Source organism: Acidiluteibacter sp. (assembly GCF_055129545.1).
This window is the reverse complement of record NZ_JBSRUB010000006.1, coordinates 106,992-130,842: the sequence shown is the minus strand read 5'-3', so window position 1 is coordinate 130,842 and position 23,851 is coordinate 106,992. Positions and strand designations below refer to the sequence as shown.

Sequence of the window (23,851 nt, the reverse complement as noted above, 5' to 3'; positions counted from 1 at the left end):
ATGCCACTATAATATGAAACGAACCTGTCATTCCATTCCATTTAATTTTTTTATTAGCTTCATTGGATTAGCTATTCTCTTGCTATCGAGCATTGAGAGTACTGCACAATTCTATACCGGAAGCAATATGGATTTTGGTAAAAATCGGGTTCAATACGAAGAATTTGAATGGAAATTTTACCGTTTTGATAAATACGAGACCTACTTCTACACCGGTGGAAAAGAAATAGCTGAGTATACTGCAGAATATGCGCACCAACAAATTAAAAAGCAGGAAGCCTTCTTTGACTACGTTTTGGATGAAAAAATACAGTTTGTTATTTACAACAAACATTCTGATTTCAAACAAAGTAATATTGGCTTAACCTCTGATGAGACCTATAGTATTGGAGGTGTTTCTAGAATTGTAGGCTCAAAGGTTTTTTTATATTTTGAGGGGGATTATGAAAAATTGAATCAACAGATTAATGCAGGGATAATTGAAGTGTTGATTTATCAAATGATGTATGGGGGGAATTGGAAAGATGTGATTAAAAATTCTGCACTCCTTACCCTGCCTACGTGGTATGTAAATGGATTAATATCTTACCTCACCAAAGGAGATGATCCGGCTATTGTAAATCAGATAAAAAATGGAATAATTGTAGACAAATACGAAAAATTCAATCGATTAAACACAAAAGAAGCTACCATAGCTAGTCATGCCATGTGGAGTTATATTACCGATAAATATGGCCCAACTACAATTAGCAACATTCTTTACATGACCAGGGTAACTAGAGATATTGAAGATGGGTTTTTATATGTAATTGGCGTCAACTTTGACGATTTAAAGGACAGTTGGATCAAGTATTATCAGAACAATTATATGAATGATGGAGGTTTAGATTATGTCAAAACCAATCCTCAACTCGACTTCAAGCCCCGAAAAAATCGTACCTACCAGCAATTAAAAGTTTCATCTGATGGAAATAAAGTCGCTTATAGCACGAATCAGCGGGGGCAATATAAAGTTTTCTTCTACGATAGAGAAACCGAAAAACGAAAACGAATTTTTAAAGACGAACATAAATTAGATCGAATTGTAGACTACTCCTACCCTGTTTTAAAGTGGCATCCAACCGGAAAGTTGCTTTCATTTTTTAGGGAAGAAAAGGGGCAGGTATTGCTTTGTACCTATAATTTGGAGGAAGAGCAATTGTATCAAAAACCAATCTTCAACTTGGAAAAAGTGTTGAGCTTTGATTATTCTCCAGATGGAAAGCAAATGGTGCTTTCTGCTGTTTTCAATGGACAAACCGACTTATACATCTATAACATTGGAGGAAATACCCAGAAAAAAGTTACAGATGATATCTATGACGAGTTAGATCCGGCATTTGTGGAAGGGGGAGAGGCAATTACTTTTGCAAGCAATCGTATTTCTGACAGTTTAAATCCAACAAATTTTGAAATAAATGACCTTTCTTATAAAAGAGACATTTTTGTAATTGATTATAAATCAAAGGAACCTCGCTTAGTTCGTGTTAACTCAACACCTAACTTAACAGAAAGAATGCCGATAAATTACAATGGCTCAATCGCTTATTTAGGTATTGAGAATGCCACTTATGGCAGGCACATTGCTAAATTTGACAGCGCAGTTAGCCGCATAGATACTATCATTCATTATGACTACTTCTACACTAAGGAAGGATCAACCACCTATAAACAGAATATATCAGAGCATAGCAGCTCTTTAGGTGGCTCTAATTACAGTGAAATTGTCATTAATGAAAAGAAATATTTGTTATCAGTATTGGATTTCAATGCAACTCAAAGTGGAACTAAAACTGAAAAGAAAAATAGAAAATCGACGACCTTGTTTCCATCAACTGACCTGCAAACAACAAATGAAAATATAATTGTCCTGCGATCTAAGAAGAATGAATCGAGCAAATCTGAGGAAAACTTTGACATAGATAACTATCAATTTGAAAATCAGAAAAAGGCTAAACGAACAGTAGTTCCAATAACTACAATGGACAATTCTGCTAATACCCAGATTGAAGAACCCCCATTTTCATTAACTAATCAGCGGAATTATAACCTGAACTTTAAAATAGACAACTCTGATATACAGCTAAACAGCACCTTTTTAAATGGTCAATATCAAATTTTTACCGGACGACCTTATGAAAATCCAGGCTTAGGTGCTACTATGCGAATAGGTGTTGTTGACTTAATGGAAGATTATCGCGTTTATGGAGGATTTAGGTATTCAGGAAACAGCCAAGAGTATCTACTTGGATTTCAGGATTTAAAAAAGCGACTAGACAAAGAGTACATCGTTAGTCGAATAAAGAGTAGTTCACAAATATCCAATAGTCCAGCAGATATTTTTACTTTACAGGGGACCTATTCTTTAATTTATCCATTTAGTGAGGTAGCTAGCTTACGCGGAAAGATATCTGGTCGAAACGACCGTGTAGTGCCTTTATCTACAGGTGTGAGGGCATTAGAACTACCAATTCGAAATGAGGCTTGGGGAAGTTTGAAGGCCGCCTATGTTTTTGACAATACTAGAAATATTGCGTTGAATATTAAATACGGTACTCGCTTGAAAGTGTTTGGTGAATATTACCAAAAAGTATTTGATCAGAATAAAAATAACTCAGATGGTAATTTATATGTGGTTGGATTTGATATTCGTAATTACCAAAAAATTAGTCGTCAATTGATTTTTGTAACTCGACTGGCAGGAAGCACTTCTTTTGGAAAAGACAAGTTGATCTATTATATGGGTGGTGTTGACAATTGGTGGAAAACCTCCAATAATTTTGATGATACCAAAATAGATTCGACTCAGAACTATCGTTTTCAAACGATTGCCACCAACATGAGAGGTCATCTTCAGAACATCCGCAACGGGAGTAGCTTTATGGTTTTCAACAGTGAATTGCGCTTTCCTGTTTTTTCTTATTTCATAAGAAAACCGATCCAATCTGAGTTTGTAAAAAACTTCCAGATTATAGGATTTGCGGATGTAGGTACTGCATGGGCAGGCAAAAGTCCTTTTGAAGCCAAAAATCCTTCAAATACTGAAAACATCCCTAAGAAGCCATTTGATATTAATGTATTCAACTTAAATGATCCAATTGTTGGCGGATACGGGTTCGGATTGAGAACAATGCTATTGGGATATTTTGTTAGAGCAGATTGGGCTTGGGGAGTTGAAAATGGTGTGGTTAGTGATAAGCCTATTTTCTATTTATCATTGAGCATGGACATTTAAAACACAGAGCAGTGAACATTTTAAAGAAGATCAAAGAAAAAGCAGGAGCAAATTACAAGGAGGTTCTATCCATTAGACAGCATCTACATCAATATCCTGAACTTTCATTTGAAGAGGAAAAAACAGCTCAATTTGTTCAGAAAAAATTGGATGAATACGGCATTTCGTATCAGAAAAATATTGCCGGCTTTGGAATTATTGGCATTATCGAAGGAAAGAATCCAACAAAAAAAACAATTGCGCTGCGAGCAGACTTAGATGCATTGCCAATAGAAGAACAGAATGATGTACCATATAAATCCAAGAATAATGGTGTGATGCACGCTTGCGGACATGATGTACATACTTCTTGTTTGCTGGGTTCAGCTAAAATTTTAAATGAAATAAGAGATCAATTCGAAGGAACCATTAAACTCATTTTTCAACCAGGAGAAGAGAAATTACCTGGAGGTGCTTCCCTAATGATAAAAGAAGGTGCATTAAAAAATCCGGATGTCGAAGCCATAATAGGACAGCATGTTTATCCTGAATTAGAAGTTGGAAAGGTTGGTTTGAGAAGCGGAATGTACATGGCCAGCGCAGATGAAATTTATGTAAAAGTAATCGGAAAGGGTGGACATGGAGCTTTACCTCAACATACGGTTGATGCAGTTTTAATGGCCTCAACCATAATAGTGAATTTACAGCAAATTGTAAGCAGGAATGCTCCCCCAACAATTCCAACGGTATTGAGTTTTGGAAAAATCATTGGCAACGGAGCCACGAATGTATTACCAAGTGAAGTAAATATTGAAGGTACTTTCAGAACAATGAATGAAGAGTGGCGTAGCGAAGCTCACCTTAAAATGAAAAAATTAGCAGAAAGTATCGCTGAAGGAATGGGTGGAACCTGCGAGTTTGAAGTAAGAAAAGGATACCCATTTTTATGTAACGATGAATTGACGACTGCAAAAACGTACAAAGCTGCGCAAGAATATTTAGGCAGTGAGAATGTGATTGATTTGGACTTGCGGATGACGGCAGAAGACTTCTCCTACTATACACATCACACAAAGGGCTGCTTTTATAGATTAGGAACTGGAAACACAGCAAAAGGAATTACTCACAAAGTACACCATCCACAATTTGACATTGATGAAAGAGCGTTAGAAATAGGCATGGGGTTTATGGCCTATCAAGCCATTCGTCAAATCCAAGAAGCATAAAAAAACCGAAGCTAGCAAAGCTAACTTCGGCAAATCTATATCTTATCAGATTGGTTGATTAATCCACCAATACCACCATGTATTTTGATGCTTTCCAGAATGCTTCCTGATCAATAATTACCAAACTGTCTATTCTTTTATCGTCACCTACAAATTTGTACGACTCCTTTGGATGTTTTGTAACTAGCTCAGCCTTTTTACTATAGATTAGAAATGACTTTGTTTTAGTTTTATCAATTATACTGAAATACTCAGAATTAAACCCGTCTTTCAGCGCTTCTTGCTTACCTAAACCTAAAAATCCACCTTCTTTAGTTAATACATTCTTACTGTTCAATTCCTCATAAGTACCGTATGCAAAGTAAGCTGTATTCAACTCGTCGATATTTGCTTCTAACTCTTTTTGCTTTCTCATGTTCTCTAAAGCCAACTCATCAATGGATTGATTCAATTCCTTTACCTTAAAGTTCATTCCTTCTAATTCGTCTTTAAGTGTAGAAATCTCACCATCTTTATCCTTCACTCGCTTATTCAAATTGGCGATCATTCGTTCGAATTCACTAAGCTTAGCACCTGATGCCTTTGACTTTTTGTTTAATGCTTCGATCAAGTTTTTATTCTCTATCATCAACTGATTAATACGTTGCAAATCTCTGTTGATCTTTTCAGTTTTTCCCAGGCTTCTTTCTGCATCGCCATCTGTATTGATCTCTACTAGATTCTCTCTGCGTTTAATTTCATCTAAATTTTCTTGAATGATGTTAAAAGTTGCCATCATTTCATTTATGGTTGAGTCTTTTGTGATTGTTTGACTCTCTAAATTTGCATTGTCTTGATTTAATTTATCTACTTCTTCTTGATTACATGCAACTGTGAATGCAATAATCATAGCTCCTAATACGTACTTCTTCATAATTCCAGGTTTTAAAATTTATAGATGGTACTTGAAAATTGTGCCAACCTGGAGCAAAGCTACAACTTATTATATATCAATAAATAAATACTCAATTTAAAAAAAATAAACTTTTTAATTGTAGAAAATAGTCACACATTTCGATCAAAAAATTGAGGTTTAGTGGATTTTTATATTCATTTTACGTTGGAGATAAAAAACATTTGGCAGTATGGTCATTCACCATTCCAGACGCTTGCATAAAAGCGTAACAAATGGTTGGTCCGCAAAATTTAAATCCTCTTTTCTTGAGGGCTTTACTCATTGCTTCTGCTTCAGGTGTAGTAACCGGAATATCAGTATGAGATTTATTCTGATTTATAATTGATTGATTATTCACAAAACTCCAGACAAATTGGCTAAAATTTAAGGACTCGTTTTCCATCTCCAAAAAAAGAGTCGCATTGATAATTGCTCCATTTACTTTCAATCGATTTCGAATGATTCCAGGATCATTTAGTAATTCTTGTATTTTCTGATCTGAATACTTTGCAATTTTAATTGGATCAAATCCATCAAATACTTCTCTAAAATGGGCTCTCTTTTTCAATACTGTTATCCAGCTTAGACCTGCTTGAAATCCTTCCAAAATGAATAACTCAAATAATTTTTGATTGTCTTTTAATGGTTTTACCCATTCATTATCATGGTAATCAATATAAATGGGGTCTTGATTTACCCAGTCACATCTTTGGATGGTTTTGATTTCTTTCATTGAATTATAAATAGGTGAAAGAGAAATTTAACCATTTAAAAAGTTTTCTCACCATCGAAAGAATTTGCTATCTTGGAAAAGTTTAATTAAACCAAATAAATTATGAAACTAATCACATTTAGTATTGCAGTGCTTCTCGCCTTTTCAGGACTGTATGCGCAGTCTACTTATGAAAGTGCGCTAAAAACAAAAGAAGGAAAATTAACAATAGCCTATTTTGAAAATTCTCCAATGGCATATGCTCATCCTAAAAATGGGATGGCAGGGATAGAAGTAGACATTTTAAATGCTTTTCAAAACTGGATTTTTAAAAACAAAGGCATCAAACTATCAATAGATTATAAACCCTACAAGGATTTTGAAGAAATGTTATTGGCGGTAAAAAAAGGTGAAAACAACATTGTTGGTGCCGGAAGTATAACCATTACGGATGAACGTTTAAAAGAATTAAAATTTTCTGCTCCATACCTCAAAAATAACTCAGTCTTCATTACAAAAGGTAATATTCCTACAATCAAAAACGAAGAGGAATTTCATAAAGCCTTCAGTGAATTAAAGGGAGTAGCAGTCCAAGGAAGTTTGCATGAACTTTACTTTAAGGAGCTAATTTCAAAGTATAATACTACACTTCAAGTGGATTATTTAGAGAACACCAATGATGTACTTTCTAGCTTAAAAAATGGAGATGCATCATTTGCCTTCCTGGACGTGCTTTCTTTTTGGACGTTTATGAAAGATTCAAAAGAATTTTTCAAGATTCAAAAATTTGTTAATTCTAAAGATGAATATTTTGGATATGCCTTTCCAAAAACGAGTGACTGGGATACCGCTTTTAATGAATTTTTTGAAATTGGGTTTGGCTTTACATCCACCAAAGATTACAGAAAAATTCTAGAAAAACATTTGGGTTATGAAATCATCGAAAAAGTAGAGATGGATTAATCTTCTGACTTACTAATTATCTTATTCAATTTCTTCATTACTAATCGATAATCATACACTTTCATCTCATCCAAATCAAATAATATATAGATATCGCCAGTAGTGAGGTCTTTGATGTAAAAATCATAAATTAATAAAACCCCTGACTCTGGCGAAGTCATTAATCGTTGATTGTCGAAACAGTTGCACTGAAGTACATACTTATAACCAGCTTGCACCAAAGTTTCATAGCTAGAATGATTGGCAATGGCATACTTATATGGATAATCCAATGCAGCAGTTCTTAAGTAATCATTAGCCTGCTCAGTAGCCATATTGTGTTGTTCTTTGCGATCACGGATATACTCCTCTTCCTTAGAACTTGGTTTTTCAGATGAAATATTAATGGGCTCGTAATTGAGGAAAATAATTTTTTGTTGATCTAAGTCTTCAGGAATACCTTTAAATTCTTTTTGAGCAAATCCAATTACTGGAGTTAATGCTAATACAAAAATTGCAATCAATCTCATTTTAAAATTCTTCATTTTCCTTTTTATAATTTAAAACCAAAGTACATCATTTTTTTGAAAGTAGGTTATTCTGAAAAATCCATCAAAATTTTTCGATAAGCATTGAACAATTTTGATTTAGACACAAATCCAACATATTGGCTGTTATCGATTACAGGCAAATTCCATGCCCCTGTTTTTTGAAACTTTGACATTACGCTATCCATTGTATCAGTAGAAGATACCCAATCAGGATAGTCCGACATTACCTCAGCAACTGTAATCGTTTCGTATAAAGTAGGGTCAAACATTATCTTTCGAATATCATCCAACAACACGATACCAACCAAGCGTTTTTCTTCATCCAATACAGGAAAAATATTCCGCTGTGACTTGGCCACTATCTTTACTAATTCGCCCAACTTTAAATCAGGATGAACAGTTAGAAAATCCATCTCCACTTCCGACTTTAATTTCATTAAAGTCAGAACCGCTTTGTCTTTGTCGTGGGTAATCAACTCTCCTCTTTTTGCCAATTGCATGGTATACAAAGAGTGTGGAACAAAATATTTTGCGGTTAAGAAACTAGTTGCCGCAGTTAACATTAATGGTGTAATGAGCTCATAGGAAGCCGTTATTTCAGCAATTAAAAACAGTGCTGTTAAAGGAGCATGAAGCACTCCTGCTAACAATCCACCCATACCCACTAAAATAAAGTTCTTTTCAGAAACAGTTATAAAATTGAAGTAATTCAAAATTTTTGCAAAAACAAATCCAGCCGTAGATCCTAAAAATAATGAGGGAGCAAAGATTCCTCCAATTCCTCCGGCTCCGAATGTAACTGCAGTCGCGATTGCTTTAAATGCCATCATTACAAATAATAACCCGATGGCCACTACAATATTTTCACGATACTCAAACAGCATAGATCCATCAAAAATATTAATGTAATTACCAGAGAGCAATTCATTAATGGTGATAAACCCTTCTCCATACAATGGTGGAATCATAAAGATTAATCCTCCTAAAATAATCCCTCCAATCCAAAGCCGATGAAATGGATTCTGAATTCGATCAAAACGCTCTTCAATTGACCAATAAACTTTGCTAAAATAAACAGAGACTAATCCTGAGAATATACCTAATAGTATAAAATATGGAGTATCTGATAGTTTAAAAAACTCTGTAATCTCTACATTAAACAAGACTGAATCACCTGCAATAAAACGAGAGGTTAATGCAGCAGAGACAGACGCCAGGAGTAGAGGAATTAATGAACCTGCCGTCAAATCAAGCATGATGACTTCCAAAGCAAAAACAATAGCGGCTATAGGTGCATTAAAGATACCAGCCATTGCCCCAGCTGCACCACAGCCCAATAACAAAGTAGTTGCTTTGTAATTCACCTTCCCAAGTCTTCCGACATTGGATCCAATGGCTGAAGAAGTGCTCACCGCAGGACCTTCAAGACCTACTGATCCTCCAAATCCAACTGTTAATACACTTGCCACCACTGAGGCGTACATATTGTAACGTGCAATAATTGAACTCTTAGTAGAAATTGCATAAAGAGTAGATGGAATACCGTGACCTACCTTTCGTTTCAGTATGTATTTAATAAAAATTAGGGTAAGAAAAATCCCTAAAATTGGATAGATAAAGTATAAGTAATTGTGATATTCCTTTACAAACGAATGAGTTAATAAGGACTGAACCAAATGAACCAAGTTCTTCATAATTACAGCGGAAAGCCCACCGGCAAACCCCACAACAATGCTCAATATCATGATCCATTGTTTGTTGTTAATCTTTCGCCTTCTCCAAAGCAAAATCCTTGTAATTATTTTACGATTACTCATGGCGGCAAAAGTAATAGTTCTCAAGTGAAAGCAAGCAAAAACTTTTGGTTATTCAACGTTCTTTCTTTTATCAGAAATAATATGTAAATCTCTCTGAGGAAAAGGGATTTGAATTTGGTGCTCTAGGAATAATCGATTGATCTCAAACCTTAAACTACTCTTTGTACTTTCTATTCGCCAAACCTGTTCTGACCAAAAATGCAATTCGAAATCTAAAGAACTTTCACCAAAATCAGAGAACCTAACAAAAGCTGGAATTCTCTTGGTTATCGTTTCTTCCTTTTTAGCGACTTCTAATAATACATCTCTTACTTTTTCTACATCAGTGCCATACGCCACACCAACTTTTACATGAAATCGTGTTAATTTATTGCTATTGCTCCAATTAACTACCCGCTTATTAATCAATTCCGAATTGGGTACCACCATCATAATTCCATCTCTAGTCCTAACTTTAGACGTCCTCAAATTAATCACTTTCACTACTCCAACGATTCCATTATCCATTTCGATAACATCGGCAACTTGTACATTCCCCTCGAACAATAAAATAATTCCTGAAACTAAATCCCTGAATGCTTCTTGCAATCCAAAACCCAAACCAACAAAGAGTGCAGTAGACCCAAAGATTACAACTGTGATGTCCAACCCAATGCTTTTCAAACCGATCACAATACCGGCAGCATACATTAAGTATTTAGCAATTTGAATGATGGCAAATTGTTTCCCCTCATCAATCCATTGCTTGCCGCTCACTTTTCGCTTTACAAACATCTCCATGGCTTTCACCATGACGCGGACGAATATAATGATACCAATAAATAGCAGTAAATGGTAAAGTGTTAGAGAGTAGTCTGATACTTCTACTATTTTAAACTCTAAAATGGATTTTAACTGAACTAAAAGTTCCTTCATAGTTTTAATCTGAAATTACAATTCCTAAAATCTTAGCTAAATTCTTTCTAGAGGTATCAATTTTAATAATATCCATTAGCACATCGGTATATTGCTCTGATTCTGTTGCTTCCATAAGCAACTTTCGCTTTTCATTTTTTAAGGCATTCAATTTCTTAAACTTAAAGTAATTCAAACCAGATTGAATGGTTTTGAACAAATCATCTGTTTCTCTTTGTGTTAGAATTTGATGTTTTTCCTCCCATTGTTCACTCAATTCATAAGGTTGAGAAATTAAATCTATCGAGACTTTTCGAATACTTTCATCCAAATGATGAATAAAATGTTTTTCCTCCAACAAAATTTCTTTGTCAAATGCTACAATAAATTCGTTGTAGATCAAATCATAAATGGGATCATCAAAAGTTATTTCATCCTGCTGAAGATCAGATAAAATAACTTCTACCAATTTAAACGGTTCCTTGATTGCATTTCCTTTTTCATCTTTATCCACCTCCAACTCTATTTCGTGCAATCCATATTGAATCATCAATCGGATAATATCCCGTTCTTGGTAATTTACCTTTTTTGAAGATTTTTGTTGTCCATCTTCTCTAGGAATATATTCTGGTACATTTATTTGTGGCGATGAGTCATTTGATGCCCCAATCTTCTTATTGATTTTTTGTTTTCGAGATTTGTTTAACTCAGTCAACAACATACCCTCCTCCATGTCCATCATGCTACTGCATTCTTGGATATAGACTGAACGAATAATTGGATCAGGAATCAGTGCAATACTTTCGACAATGTCTTTAATCAGGCCAGCTTTTTTTATCGGATCTTTTCCGGCCTCTTTAAGTAATACATCTGTTTTGAACTTGATAAAATCCTTGGATTCTATTTCTAAGAATTCATTAATCTCTGCTTGAGTATGCTTTTTAGCAAATGAATCTGGATCTACACCATCAGGAAATAGCACTACTTTCACATTCAAACCCGCTTCCAAAATCATATCTATCCCACGAAAAGAGGCTTTTAATCCAGCTGCATCTCCATCAAAAAGCATGGTAATGTTTGGTGTATATCGCTTAATTAAGCGTATTTGTTCAGTCGTTAATGAAGTTCCACTTGATGCCACTACATTTTCCACACCGCTTTGGTGCAATGAAATCACATCAGTATATCCTTCAACTAAATAACAAGCATCTTTCGCAACGATTGATTTCTTGGCATGAAAAATACCGTAAAGCACTTTACTCTTATGGTAAATATCACTTTCAGGTGAATTTAGGTATTTAGCTGCTTTTTTATCGTTGGATAGAATCCGACCTCCAAACCCCAACACACGTCCAGATATATTTTGAATCGGAAACATGACTCGACCTTTGAAACGGTCAAATTTCTTATCATCTTTTACGATGGTTAACCCAGTTTTGTCGAGGTAATCCAGTTGATATCCTTTCTCTATAGCAGCGTCTGTTAGAGCTGTCCATTCATCGGGGCTGTAACCCAACTGGAACTTTTTGATCGTTTCTTCAGAAAATCCTCGTTCTTTAAAATAGCTTAACCCTATCGCTCTTCCTTTTTGTGTTTGGGTGAGTTGTTCTTGAAAATAATCGGCAGCAAATTGCGAAACGATATATAAACTCTCTTTTGCATTTAATTCTTGTCGCTGATCAGCGGATAGCTCCTCTTCCTCAATTTCAATGTTGTATCTTTTCGCTAAAGATCGCAATGCTTCAGGGTAGCTTAACTGCTCATAATCCATTAAGAAATTGACCACATTTCCTGCCTTTCCACAACCAAAACATTTATAGATCCCCTTTGCAGGAGAAACTGTAAATGAGGGTGTTTTCTCGTTATGAAACGGGCAATTACCGAGCAAATTTGCACCTCTCCGCTTCAATGTCACGTGGTCTTCAATGACCTCTTCGACTCGAGCAGTCTCAATTATTTCAGCAACTTTATCTTGTGGAATCAAATTCTGATTTTATTTAGCATAGCTAAATTTACGAAAGTAAATTTATTTTATTCAAAAGGGAAACCTTCCTTATCAACGTCAATCTCCTTAACAAGCTCACCATTATCAGACCAATACTTCCAAACTCCAAAAGCTTTTCCATTTTTGTATTCGCCTTGAATTTTCTTCACCCCATTTTCATGGTAAACCATGGAATATCCATCTCTCACTCCATTTTTATAAACTCCTTTACTCCAAGTGAATCCATTATCGTAGTAATACTCCCAAATTCCATCTCGCTTACCTTCATTCAGGTACCCTTTTATTTTCAATTTCCCATTTGGGTATTGCTCCTGAAATATTCCTGTAGAATCGCCATAACCAGCATCAGTAGTTACCTTATCTAATTCACTTTTTGGTGCAGAACCACCACATGCTACTAATACCGTAACAATTACTACAAACAACATTCTCTTCATCTTTACTTTACTCTTTCGGTGGTGTACATTACTAATTCTTCTAAACTTTGTCGCGCTGGATTGTCGGGAAATTCGTGTAAAATAGTTAACGCCTTTAAGCGATATTCATACATCTTCTCTGTTGCATACTCTATTCCTCCACTTTGCAATACAAAGTCTATTACCTCTTGTACCTTCTCTGACTCCTCACTGTGATTTTTAATAATTCGAATCATTTTTCGGCGCACTAATTTACTGCAATTATTCAATGCGTATATCAAAGGCAACGTCATTTTTTTCTCTTTTATATCGATGCCCACTGGCTTGCCGATATCCTTGTAACTTCCGTAGTCAAATAGGTCATCCTTAATCTGAAAGGCGATGCCAGTCAACTCACCGAAATCGTGCATTTTGTCCACAATTTCTTTAGGTTGCCCCACTGAAGCTGCACCTGTGGCACAACAAGAGGCAATCAAAGTCGCTGTTTTCTTAGTAATGATGTCGAAATAAATCGGTTCTTCGATGTCTAATCGTCTCGCCTTTTCAATTTGTAGCAATTCGCCTTCGCTCATTTTTCGAACAGAATCCGAAACGATGCGCAATAAATCAAACCCATTGTTATCTACTGACAATAACAGCCCTTTCGACAACAAATAATCTCCAACCAACACCGCTATTTTATTCTTCCACAACGCATTGATAGAGAAAAATCCTCTTCGTTGATACGATTCGTCCACCACATCATCGTGCACTAAAGTAGCGGTATGCAACAATTCAATTAGAGAAGCTGCGATGTAACTTTTCTCAGTGGTTTCACTGAAAAGTTTGGCTGACAAAAAAACAAACATCGGACGCATCTGCTTCCCTTTTCGCTTGATGATATAATGTGTGATTTTATCCAGCAAAGCCACCTGAGATTTCATGGAGTCTCGAAAATGACTTTCGAACGTATCCATCTCTTTAAGAATGGGAGCCTTTATTTTAGTTAAGGAATATTGCATTGTTTGGTGCCCAAAAATAGGTATTAAAGCTGTATTAATAAACTAACCTGAGTCGATTATTATTTGAGCACTTTGTGAACAGCTGCTTCGTTTTTATTGGCCAATTGACCACAGGCTGCATCTATGTCTTTCCCTCTGCTTCTACGGATATTAACGACAATGTGCTTACTTTCTAATAGCGCCGCAAATGCATCCACTTTGGCACTGTCTGCTTGTTGCAATTCACCATCATCAATTGGATTGTATTCAATGATATTTACTTTACAAGGAATGTGCTTACAAAAAGCAGCCAATTCTCTTGCGTCCTCTAGCTCATCATTAAAATCTTTAAATATGATGTATTCATAAGTTACGCGTGTACCAGTTTTTTCATAAAAATACTTTAACGCTTCCGCCAAGACTTCTAGATTATTTTGCTCGTTAATGGGCATAATCTGATTCCGCTTTTCATCGTTTGCAGCATGCAATGAAAGTGCTAAATTAAATTTCACTTCATCATCGCCTAGCTTAATAATCGCCTTCGCAATGCCGGCGGTAGAAACTGTAATTCTACGAGGTGACATTCCCAATCCTTTTGGAGAAGTAATGCGCTCTATGGATTCCAACACACTTTTATAATTTAGCAATGGCTCACCCATCCCCATGTATACAATGTTGGTCAGAGGGGTGTTGTAATGCTCTTCTGCTTGCTGCTTGATGTGCACCACTTGATCAAAAATCTCATCGGCATCAATGTTTCTCAGTCGCTTTAAACGACCAGTAGCACAAAACTTACAACTTAAACTGCAGCCTACTTGAGATGAAATGCAAGCTGTCATTCTGGTGGTGCTCGGAATTAAAACCCCTTCTGTAATGTTGCTATCGTAAAGCTCAAAAGCATTTTTTATGGTGCGGTCGCTGCTGATTTGTTTTTCTGCCACTTTCACTCCATGAATGGTGAAATGCTCTTTCAGTTTTGAACGTAACCCTTCCGATAAATTGGTCATTTCGTCAAAGGTTCTAACCCCTTTTTGCCACAACCATTCATCTACTTGCTTGGCGCGAAATGGCTTCTCACCAATGGTGGTAAAAAAGTCCGCCATTTCAGCAGCAGTTAAGTCCCTTATGTTCTTTTTTGTCTCTTTCTCCATTGCAGCGCAAAGTTACCAAGACCCTTGCAATAATATATCTTTTCAACTTACTAAAGCATTTTGACCGTATTCTACTTCCTTCTCATAATATCTGAATCCTCACAACCAGTAGGTTGCTGTGGTTCATCTATTAATCAAGCGTTGTATAATTTAATCAAAATGCTTTTGCAACGGTCTATGTATTGTTTATTTTTGTCCTCCTTCGGTTAAGCGTATGAGATATCTAAGTGCAAACTTCATTTTCCCAATCAGTTCAGCTCCCATTATAAATGGCGTTATTTCCATTGATGAAAATGGTGAAATAAAAGCCATTTCAAGGGCGGAAAATAATATTGATCCCAATCAGATTGAATTTTTCGAAGGAATCCTTTGCCCAGGATTTGTGAATACCCATTGCCATTTAGAATTGTCGCATTTAAAAGGAAAGATTCAGGAGCACACCCACATTGATGGATTTGTAAAAGAGTTGCAGTCGAAACGAGGCGCTACTGAAATAGCAATTCAAGAAGCAATTAAAACAGCTGATGCACAGATGTGGAAAAACGGAATTGTAGCGGTTGGCGATATTTCCAATGGAAATTCCACTTTTGAGACAAAAGCCAAAAGCACTATTTACTACCACACTTTTTTGGAGTGCTTCGGCTTCAATCCTGATCAAGCTGAGGATGTTTACAATCGAGCAAAATCGCTTAATCAAGAATTGAATGACCACAATTTAAATAACAGTATTGTACCTCATAGCCCCTATTCAGTGTCTTATGAATTGTTTGAATTGATTCGAAAAGGACACCAATCAGACCAACCCATCTGTATCCACAATCAAGAGAACAAAGACGAGAATACATTTTATAAATCGGGTGAAGGCAGATTGGCAGAAATGCTTCAAAGTTTTGGTATCTCTATGGCTCATTGGGAAGCAAACTTTGAAAGTTCGTTAATGGGTTACTTGGAACAACTTCCTGCTAAGAGCAAGACTTTACTAGTGCACAATACGTTTACTTCAGAAAACGACATTGATTTTGCTGAAAAATCAAACCGAAATACCTTCTGGTGTTTTTGCCCCAATGCCAATCAATATATAGAGAACTCCTTACCCAACATTCCACTTTTCGTAAAAAAGAAGGTAAAGTGCACCATTGGAACAGATAGTTTGGCGAGCAATTATGGCTTATCTGTCTTGGATGAATTGAAAGTTATTGCAACCGCATTTCCCGAAATCCCAACAGCTACTTTATTGGAATGGGCAACAATTAATGGAGCTCAATTTTTAGGAGTAGAGCAACATTTTGGTTCTTTTGAGGTCGGCAAGAAACCAGGCATCAATTGGATTAAGAATTGCAAAGGTGGCGCTATTTCTGCAGAGAGCTTTGTTGAACGAATTATATAACTTTAATTACCCCCCTTCATTCCAATTAAAACGCCCTCTACTACTCATAAGTAAGTAGAATAAATTACACTTTCCTCGTGAGTAAATTCCGTGTTGTAAGTTTCACCTTTGTGTAGTAATCATAAACAATCGTTGAGATGAAAACACATAGACTATTTATTTTGGTAAATCAATTGGAAGAAATCAATTCTGATACACTTCCAAAACTCCACAACTTGGACATTTCAGTTGCTGATTTATTGAGTATCCGTAAAAAAAATAGCATTAAGTTAGCAATGGAGGATATTTTTATTGGCAGCAAAGCCACTTGGAAAAACATCCAATCCAGGATAGAAGAGTATCAAGAATTGGCTTTACTTAGAGAAGGTAGATTAGAAATAGTCTATTACAGTATTTATGATTCGTTAACCAGAATGTACACCAACGACGCGGATTATCATTTTCATTTCTACGACAATTGCATCCATCGAAAAGAGATCGAGCAATTGATTAACAGCTTCCCTTCTACTTTTACTTGTGAATTTAAAAACCGATCAGGAGAACAAAAAAAAGTAAAGATTTTGGAGAGCGTTAAAGAAAAATCTAGTTCCGATTCCTCATTCTTTTTTAACCTTGACTCTTTGTCTATCAATAATAAGACATCAACTCAACTTATTTAAATATACTCATAAGTAGGTATTTAAAATCAAAATATGCCTTACTAACTTTATCATATTATGAAATTGGATAGTTATTCGAAGTTTTTATATCTTAGTTGTCCATCATTTCTGCTTATAAGCAATCACTTCTTGAACAAAACACTCTGTATGAAAGGATATTCATTAATTGTTGGGGTTGACGAATTAAATGAACGTCACTATGGGGTAGAAACCTATTCCGGAAATGCGAAAACAAGCGCAGAGGCAATTCATCAATACATCCGAGATGAAACTTCTATTAGAGCAAAGGAAGATGATCTTTTTCTTGATAAGAATTCGATATTCAATGACATCATTCTTCGACTTGAAGCTTTAGCAGATGAATCTAAATTACAAGAAACTTTTGTATTTATCTTTTTTGTGGGTCATGGAACCAAGTATACCAAAGAAGAGGAACAAAAATTTAGCTTCTTCAAATTGTTCGACCAAATGCTATTTGAAAATGAATTTAAAAATGCATTAAAAAAGTTTGATCCACGAACAAAACTCTTTTGTGTTTGTGACTTCTGCTATGCAGGAAGCTACGCAGACAAGACCAACTTTATACAAGGAGAATTTGGTATTAGACAAAATAAGAACCTATCCTACCAAAAAATAATCAATCAATACCATAACAAAATTTCAGTCAAATTAGATTCCGGCGCAAACTGCCCCACCTTTTTAATTACCTCAGTATCAGAAAAACAGTTCGCCCAAACAAATGGAGAAGATGATATGTATGTATTCTCATATCATTTGCTTTCCATTCTAAAATCAAAAAAAGCTTCCAATTATTACGAGCTATACGAACAATTGAAGGCGATTTTTAATTTACAAGCTACTCAGGCATTAGGTGGCAAGCACATTCCTGAGTTATACACCTTTCAGTCAAATACTAATTATTTCATTAATCATAAACCATTTAAAATTTAACTTTTATGTCGGCATTAACAATTACTCAACAAACTCCAGGAAATACTATAATAGCTCATTATAGTGGAACAGACTATAAGTACAAGAGAACTGCATCTTTAGAAATCTCCGACACTAACCTTCCAAAAACCATAAAGAATTTGGCAACTGGAGATAATGCCAGTGTCAATAAATTCTCAATTGCAGTAGTTAAGGCTCAGTCAGAATCTGAGGCATTTAGTTTTAGTGGGGAAATGTCTTTAGTATCCAATGATTTAGTAAACGATGGAATGGTTGTAGTTTATGATGTAGACAATGATACTGTTATAGAACACGTCCCAGTTTTAGGAGATGTTAAACTTGGCGCAGGAGATGAATAAAGCTTTATCTTTTTTTATTTTTTTTTCACTTTATCTTTTAGCCCATTCTACTAACTGGGATAGTATCTATGGAGTCAACCAACAAGCGACAAAACTAATAGACAGTCAACTACAGACTGCTAAAGTTATGAATGGATCAATTGTAGAGTTTATCTCAAATAAAACTCCAGATACTGTAAGTTGTGCATTTTGGAATTTAGAAACGAAAATTGCTTTTTACGAAGGCAATTTTAATACTGCTATTCAAAACAATCTAAAATTTTTAGATTTTGCAGAAAAATTAAAAGACACCCTTAAAATTCATGATGCAATCATTATTTTAGGAACGATAAATTATTATTCTGGAGCATATAAGGAAGCTATAAAATATTTAAACCAGAGTATTCAGCTAGTCCATACTTCTAGCTTACCTGAAATTAAGGTAGCATCTCCATATAACACATTAGGAGCTTTATACAATACACTCAATCAACCAGACTCATCCATAAACTATTATAATAAAGCAATTGATGCATTAGCAAATGACAGCAGTGGCGATAGTCAATACATGAGAGGTATAATATATTCTAATTTAGGCTTACTCTATCTCGCTAAAGAGGAACTATCAAATGCTGAAAACTTTCTACTCAAAGGAATTTATTACAATCAACGAGTAGGCAGAAATTCAGGTTTAGCTTGGTGCAAAAATCATCTTGGTGAAGTTTACTTAGCACAGAACAAACTAGATAAAGCACGAATAATGCTAGAAGAAGCAGATAGTTTAAGCCATTTATCTGCCACTTTCGAACTAAAATCTGAGAACAAATATTCTTTACTTAAATACCACTTAAAAAAGGCTAGAAACAATGAAGCTTTACGTACACTTCAACAATATAGGATATTGGTTGACTCATTGATTATTTCAAAAACCAACTCAAACATTGATGAATTTCAAACCAAGTATGAAGTTGAAAAAAAAGAAGCTTCACTGCAATTGTCCATTGAGAAAGCTAAGAAATTGGCGCTAGAAAACAAAGCTCAGAATCAATTGCTATTGTTAGCCATAGCCGGAATGTTTATTTTGGCGTTAGTCATCTTATACATTTATAGAAATTTCAAACAAAAAACGAGACTGGATGGGTTGGAACTTCAAATCAAAGATTCACGATTGGATGAATTACTTTCTAGCCAAGAATCCAATGCATATGCCGCAATTCTTCAAGGACAAGAAACGGAAAGAGAACGAATTGCACAAGACTTACACGATCGATTAGGAGGAACCTTAGCCGCGTTAAAATTAGCACTGAGAAAGCCTGAAAACAAGGTAGCTCCAGACGATTTAGCCATTATAGATCTAGCTGTAAATGAAGTAAGAAGCATTGCACATAATCTTTCTACCGGCTTGGTATATAAATATGGACTAAATGAAGCAATCAACCAACTATTTAGAACATTAGAGCAATCAAAAGGAATAGAATTTAGCTTATACCTCCATCCTAAAACACCAACGCTAGGACAAAGTGCAGGAATAGAACTTTATCGAATTGTACAAGAACTAGTCAGCAATACCATCAAACATGCTCAAGCCACTGAGGTGAGTTTGCAAACAAACTTTAGTGATGAAACTTTCAATCTTATTTTTGAAGATAATGGAGTCGGTTTTGACTCAAAACAAAAAAAAGGAGGAATCGGACTTGAAAATATTAATGCTAGAGTGAAAAGATTGGGAGGAGAATTACACATTGATACAGAAAAAGGAAGAGGAAGTATTTTTATTGTAGAAATAAAAAAGAACATATGATTAAAATAGCCATTGTAGACGATCATCAATTATTTAGACAAGGTTTAGCTGTGATGCTCACCGTAAAAGAAAACATCGAAGTGGTGGGTAAATTTGAATCGGCTATAGCTTTATTAAAGGCTATCGAAACACTTGAGGTGGATTTAATTTTGATGGACATCGACATGCCGGAGATGGATGGCATAACCGCTACAACAGAGGTATTGAAACTTAGACCAAGGATTAAAGTAGTCATCCTAAGCATGCACCTCAACAGTATTAAAATTCAAGAAGCCATTGCTGCAAAAGTCAATGGATACTTATTAAAAACGGCTAGCGACATAGAAGTAGCAAATGCGATTGAATCCGTAATGCAAGGCAAGGATTTTTTTTCACATGAAGCTCAACAAGAACTAATAGCAAGCTATCGTAAAAAAGAAGATCCTAACTATTCCGAATTGACCAATAGAGAAATTGATATCTTAAGGTTGGTTTGTCAGGAATTGAATTCACAAGAAATTGCTGACAAATTATTTATTAGCAAACACACCGCAGAAACGCATCGAAGAAATTTATTGAGTAAAATTGATTGTAAAAACTCGGTGGGATTAGTCAAGTTTGCCATGGACAACGGATACATATAACATTCTAATTAACAATATCTTATTTCTCAATCTATTTCCATTTATATACCTTACTATTTCATTTCAGCGAACCAATAGACAGTAACAAAATATTTTGCTCTAGTTATTTCAATGAAAGTCATGTTATCACTGCTATTTTTATTTAATTAACTTTAATATCTTAGCAAGAAAACTATCAATGCCCAAATTTGCCGAGAGTGCCTTATACTTTCCAGCCAAAACCTTTACTAACGAAGATTTTTTTCTCAAATTTCCGGAGGAACGAGAGAGTAAAACTTGGCCAAAACTAGGCATCATAAATCGCCACATTATCGGTGATGATGAAGTTCCTTCTGACATGGGACTTAAAGCGGCAGAAAAATTACTACAAGCCCACCCACATTTAAAAGAAGAGATTGATTTTATACTATTTACATCCCCTGAAAGAGATTATTACACGCCAATAACTGCAGGTGTAATGCAACACAAATTAGGCTTAAAAACCGACTTGGGGGCCATGGATGTGCATCAAGGTTGCAGCAGTTTTATTTACCTATTGTCACATGCAGACGGATTAATAAAAATAGGAGCCGCAACAAAAGTCTTAGTGATTGCAGTTTCTTCATTGACTCGAACAATTGATGAAAACGATAAAGCCAACCGATTTATTTTTGGAGATGGAGCTGCTGCTTATATCATAGAAAAATCAGACGAACAGAATTTCCACAGTTATTATTTTGGCAATGACGGGAGCAAAAAGGATAAAATAATTATTCGAGATGGAGAGAACAGAAATCCAATAAACTCAGATTCCTTTATTCCTTTCACCAATGAATTTGGCGAACAACAAATTCCTGCGAAATTTTATCAAGACGGTGCCGGAGTCTTTCGGTTTACATTGGATAGAATTCCTAAAATGATTAACTCCATACTAGAAAAGAACAATTTAAGTAAAGAAGACATAGATCTATACCTTCTTCATCAGCCTAACGAATTTATCGTAAAAGCATTGACAAAAATTGCAAAATTACCAGAAGAAAAAGTAGTGATTGACGTAGCAGATTATGGCAACACAGTGAGTTTGTCCATCGCCATTTTGATACATAACCTAAAAAAACAAAATAAAATTAGACCCGGAATGAAGATCTTTATCGCAGCATTTGGCACAGGATTGAGTTGGAATGGATGCATCTGGGAAACTTAAATAAAAAAGACAATGAATTGGAATGATTTTGAATCTAATGTTAGAGAAACATTAGAAATTGAAGACGATGTGGTAATTGATAAAAATGAATTGCTAGAAGATAGTGAGTACTGGAGTAGCATGCACGCATTATTAATAATGGCATTAGCAGAATCAGAATACGACATTAGTATTACTGGCGAAGAGTTGAGAAACTCAAAAACCTTACAGGACCTTTTTAACTTATTCGAATCCAAAGTGGCATAATGGCATTTTTTAATATCCCTAACATTCGTGTAAATGGCATTAGTAGTGTTGTTCCTAAAAAGACGGTACACAACAAAGACTACGAATATGTGACTGAAATTGAACGTAATTTTTTGATCAAAACTACCGGGATTGAACAAAAAAGACATGCGGAAACTGGGATAACAACAACGGATTTAGGAGAAAAAGCAGCGAATGAGTTGCTCCACGAATTGGGCTGGGAAAAAGAAGAAATCGATATCTTAGTCTTGGTTACTCAATCCAGAGATTACTACCTTCCTTCCTCAGCGATTATTTTACAAGACAGACTTGGTTTACCAACTACATGTATGGCTTTCGATATTGGTTTGGGCTGTTCAGGATACGTTTATGGCCTTTCAGTGATTGCGCAGTTTTTACAAAATGGGCAACTCAAAAAAGGACTCCTAATTAGTGGAGACGTATCAACAATTTCAACTAATTATGAAGACAAAAGCACATATCCATTATTTGGAGATGCAGCAACCGCCACAGCAATTAGCTTTGAAGAAGGAGCGGAAGGAATTCCATTCAATTTAGAAAATGATGGAAAAGGCTATGATTCAATAATTATTCGAGATGGAGGAGCCAAGAATCAATTAAATGATCAGACGACTGTTCTTAAAAACTATGGACCAGGCATCAATCATACCGCAAAAGATTTAGAATTAAACGGACTAGATGTATTTTCTTTTTCAGTTAAAGAACCACCCAAAAACATCATTCAATTATTAGAAAATTCGAATCAATCTAAGGAGGCAATCGATTACTTTATTTTTCATCAAGCCAACAAATTGATCATTGATACCATTCGAAAGAAACTAAAAATAGACGTAGAAAAAGTTCCATTTTCATTGACCAAGTATGGCAATACGAGCTCTGCCTCAATTCCACTAACCATCTGTGATCAATTATCAGAAAGCAGCAAAAACAAAAAAATGTTGTTCTGTGGATTCGGTGTTGGGTTATCATGGGGCAGTTGCATTATCAATACAAAAGACATCTTATGTTTGACACCAATCGAATTTTAGAAGCGGCCAACTATGACTTCAATGGCAAAAAAATACTGATCACAGGAGCTTCCGGTGGCATTGGATATGCTACCGCAAAAAAACTAATCGATTCCGGTGCTGAAGTATTCACTAACTCAAGAAGAGAAATTGAAATTATCTCTAAAAATCACCACCATTTTTGTGGTGACATTGCTGATGAAGCCATATTAGAGAGATGGGTTTCTGAATTGCCTAGCATCGATGGAGTGGTTTATTCTGCCGGAATATTAGACACCATGCCCATTCGATTTGCTAAAAAAGAAAAAATGATGAAGACATGGGACATCAACTTTTTTGCAGCAGTTAATTTAAGTGCCCTGCTAATCAAAAAGAAAAAACTCAATAAAAACGGAGCATTTGTATTCATTTCTTCCATTTCAGCAAAGCACCCTTATATTGGCGGCAGTATGTATACTGCTAGCAAAGCAGCTCTAGAGACCTATTCTAAAGTATTGGCATTGGAATTAAAGGGTAAATTTATCCGAAGTAATTGCATTGCTCCAGCTATGGTTAAAACTGAAATGTACGAGAAAGGCATTGAAAAAGGATCCTTAGAATTCATGGAAGAGCACGTCGCTAAATATCCCTTTGGAGCCGGAGAGTCAGAGGATTTAGCGCAAGCAACTTGCTTTTTATTGTCAGATGCCGCCCGATGGATCAATGGAATAACGTTAACAATGGACGGTGGATTTTTATTACAAGGCACATAACC

22 protein-coding genes are annotated in these 23,851 nt (G+C 35.4%); 13 read left to right on the top strand and 9 right to left on the bottom strand.

Features of this window, described 5'->3' with window-relative positions; all coding sequences use genetic code 11:
- The first annotated feature begins 13 nt into the window (after positions 1–13).
- Both ACTB0X_RS02550 and ACTB0X_RS02545 read left to right on the top strand, forming a co-directional pair.
- Positions 14–3,274, top strand: coding sequence for a hypothetical protein (locus ACTB0X_RS02550; protein ID WP_463023414.1), 3,261 nt, complete (start codon positions 14–16; stop codon positions 3,272–3,274).
- Between the two features lie 11 nt (positions 3,275–3,285).
- A complete protein-coding gene (locus ACTB0X_RS02545; RefSeq protein WP_463023413.1) occupies positions 3,286–4,479 on the top strand; it encodes a M20 metallopeptidase family protein in 1,194 nt (397 codons plus the stop codon).
- 58 nt (positions 4,480–4,537) lie between these two features.
- Here the strand turns inward: ACTB0X_RS02545 and ACTB0X_RS02540 are convergent, their stop codons facing one another.
- Entirely contained in the window at positions 4,538–5,392 is an 855-nt protein-coding gene (locus ACTB0X_RS02540; protein ID WP_463023412.1) for a Cbp1 family collagen-binding glycoprotein adhesin, read from the bottom strand.
- 181 nt (positions 5,393–5,573) lie between these two features.
- The gene (locus ACTB0X_RS02535; RefSeq protein ID WP_463023411.1) at positions 5,574–6,146 is read right to left on the bottom strand and encodes a DNA-3-methyladenine glycosylase I; all 573 of its coding nucleotides are present in this window, start codon (positions 6,144–6,146) and stop codon (positions 5,574–5,576) included.
- Positions 6,147–6,248: 102 nt separating this feature from the next.
- Here ACTB0X_RS02535 and ACTB0X_RS02530 point away from each other — a divergent pair, with 102 nt between their 5' ends.
- Positions 6,249–7,088, top strand: coding sequence for a transporter substrate-binding domain-containing protein (locus tag ACTB0X_RS02530; RefSeq protein ID WP_463023410.1), 840 nt, complete (start codon positions 6,249–6,251; stop codon positions 7,086–7,088).
- Here the strand turns inward: ACTB0X_RS02530 and ACTB0X_RS02525 are convergent.
- The 7 genes from ACTB0X_RS02525 to rlmN all read right to left on the bottom strand — a co-directional run bounded on the left by ACTB0X_RS02525 (position 7,085) and on the right by rlmN (position 14,881).
- Complete coding sequence (locus tag ACTB0X_RS02525) at positions 7,085–7,612, bottom strand: hypothetical protein (protein ID WP_463023409.1); 528 nt, start codon at positions 7,610–7,612, stop codon at positions 7,085–7,087. The two genes, ACTB0X_RS02530 and ACTB0X_RS02525, sit on opposite strands and share 4 nt — an antisense overlap.
- Positions 7,613–7,662: 50 nt before the next feature.
- Positions 7,663–9,363 (bottom strand): chloride channel protein, encoded by a 1,701-nt coding sequence (locus ACTB0X_RS02520; protein ID WP_463023408.1) that lies wholly within the window; start codon positions 9,361–9,363, stop codon positions 7,663–7,665.
- A 120-nt stretch (positions 9,364–9,483) separates the two neighbouring features.
- Entirely contained in the window at positions 9,484–10,350 is an 867-nt protein-coding gene (locus tag ACTB0X_RS02515) for a mechanosensitive ion channel family protein (RefSeq protein ID WP_463023407.1), read from the bottom strand.
- A gap of 4 nt (positions 10,351–10,354) precedes the next feature.
- On the bottom strand, positions 10,355–12,313 hold the full coding sequence (gene dnaG / locus ACTB0X_RS02510; RefSeq protein WP_463023406.1) for a DNA primase: 1,959 nt from the start codon (positions 12,311–12,313) through the stop codon (positions 10,355–10,357).
- Positions 12,314–12,360: 47 nt separating this feature from the next.
- Entirely contained in the window at positions 12,361–12,771 is a 411-nt protein-coding gene (locus ACTB0X_RS02505; protein ID WP_463023405.1) for a toxin-antitoxin system YwqK family antitoxin, read from the bottom strand.
- A 2-nt stretch (positions 12,772–12,773) separates the two neighbouring features.
- Positions 12,774–13,751, bottom strand: coding sequence for a polyprenyl synthetase family protein (locus ACTB0X_RS02500; protein WP_463023404.1), 978 nt, complete (start codon positions 13,749–13,751; stop codon positions 12,774–12,776).
- A gap of 59 nt (positions 13,752–13,810) precedes the next feature.
- Complete coding sequence (gene rlmN / locus ACTB0X_RS02495; RefSeq protein ID WP_463023403.1) at positions 13,811–14,881, bottom strand: dual-specificity RNA methyltransferase RlmN; 1,071 nt, start codon at positions 14,879–14,881, stop codon at positions 13,811–13,813.
- Between the two features lie 214 nt (positions 14,882–15,095).
- On the opposite strand from rlmN, the gene ACTB0X_RS02490 reads away from it, so the two are divergent.
- The 10 genes from ACTB0X_RS02490 (at position 15,096) to ACTB0X_RS02445 (ending at position 23,849) form a co-directional block, all read left to right on the top strand.
- Positions 15,096–16,268: an amidohydrolase family protein gene (locus tag ACTB0X_RS02490; RefSeq protein WP_463023402.1), complete on the top strand. Its 1,173-nt coding sequence runs from the start codon at positions 15,096–15,098 to the stop codon at positions 16,266–16,268.
- A gap of 137 nt (positions 16,269–16,405) precedes the next feature.
- On the top strand, positions 16,406–16,927 hold the full coding sequence (locus tag ACTB0X_RS02485; protein WP_463023401.1) for a hypothetical protein: 522 nt from the start codon (positions 16,406–16,408) through the stop codon (positions 16,925–16,927).
- 147 nt (positions 16,928–17,074) lie between these two features.
- Positions 17,075–17,878, top strand: a complete 804-nt coding sequence (locus ACTB0X_RS02480; protein WP_463023400.1) for a caspase family protein — start codon at positions 17,075–17,077, stop codon at positions 17,876–17,878.
- Positions 17,879–17,883: 5 nt separating this feature from the next.
- On the top strand, positions 17,884–18,237 hold the full coding sequence (locus ACTB0X_RS02475; protein ID WP_463023399.1) for a hypothetical protein: 354 nt from the start codon (positions 17,884–17,886) through the stop codon (positions 18,235–18,237).
- A complete protein-coding gene (locus ACTB0X_RS02470) occupies positions 18,230–20,017 on the top strand; it encodes a tetratricopeptide repeat-containing sensor histidine kinase (RefSeq protein ID WP_463023398.1) in 1,788 nt (595 codons plus the stop codon). Before ACTB0X_RS02475 ends, ACTB0X_RS02470 begins: the two co-directional genes overlap by 8 nt.
- Positions 20,014–20,640, top strand: a complete 627-nt coding sequence (locus ACTB0X_RS02465; protein WP_463023397.1) for a response regulator — start codon at positions 20,014–20,016, stop codon at positions 20,638–20,640. The genes ACTB0X_RS02470 and ACTB0X_RS02465 overlap by 4 nt, the downstream gene beginning before the upstream one ends.
- A 178-nt stretch (positions 20,641–20,818) precedes the next feature.
- A complete protein-coding gene (locus ACTB0X_RS02460) occupies positions 20,819–21,823 on the top strand; it encodes a 3-oxoacyl-ACP synthase III family protein (protein ID WP_463023396.1) in 1,005 nt (334 codons plus the stop codon).
- Between the two features lie 12 nt (positions 21,824–21,835).
- Positions 21,836–22,069: a hypothetical protein gene (locus ACTB0X_RS02455; RefSeq protein ID WP_463023395.1), complete on the top strand. Its 234-nt coding sequence runs from the start codon at positions 21,836–21,838 to the stop codon at positions 22,067–22,069.
- Positions 22,069–23,118: a ketoacyl-ACP synthase III gene (locus tag ACTB0X_RS02450; protein WP_463023394.1), complete on the top strand. Its 1,050-nt coding sequence runs from the start codon at positions 22,069–22,071 to the stop codon at positions 23,116–23,118. Before ACTB0X_RS02455 ends, ACTB0X_RS02450 begins: the two co-directional genes overlap by 1 nt.
- On the top strand, positions 23,094–23,849 hold the full coding sequence (locus ACTB0X_RS02445; RefSeq protein ID WP_463023393.1) for an SDR family NAD(P)-dependent oxidoreductase: 756 nt from the start codon (positions 23,094–23,096) through the stop codon (positions 23,847–23,849). Before ACTB0X_RS02450 ends, ACTB0X_RS02445 begins: the two co-directional genes overlap by 25 nt.
- Positions 23,850–23,851 lie beyond the last annotated feature (2 nt).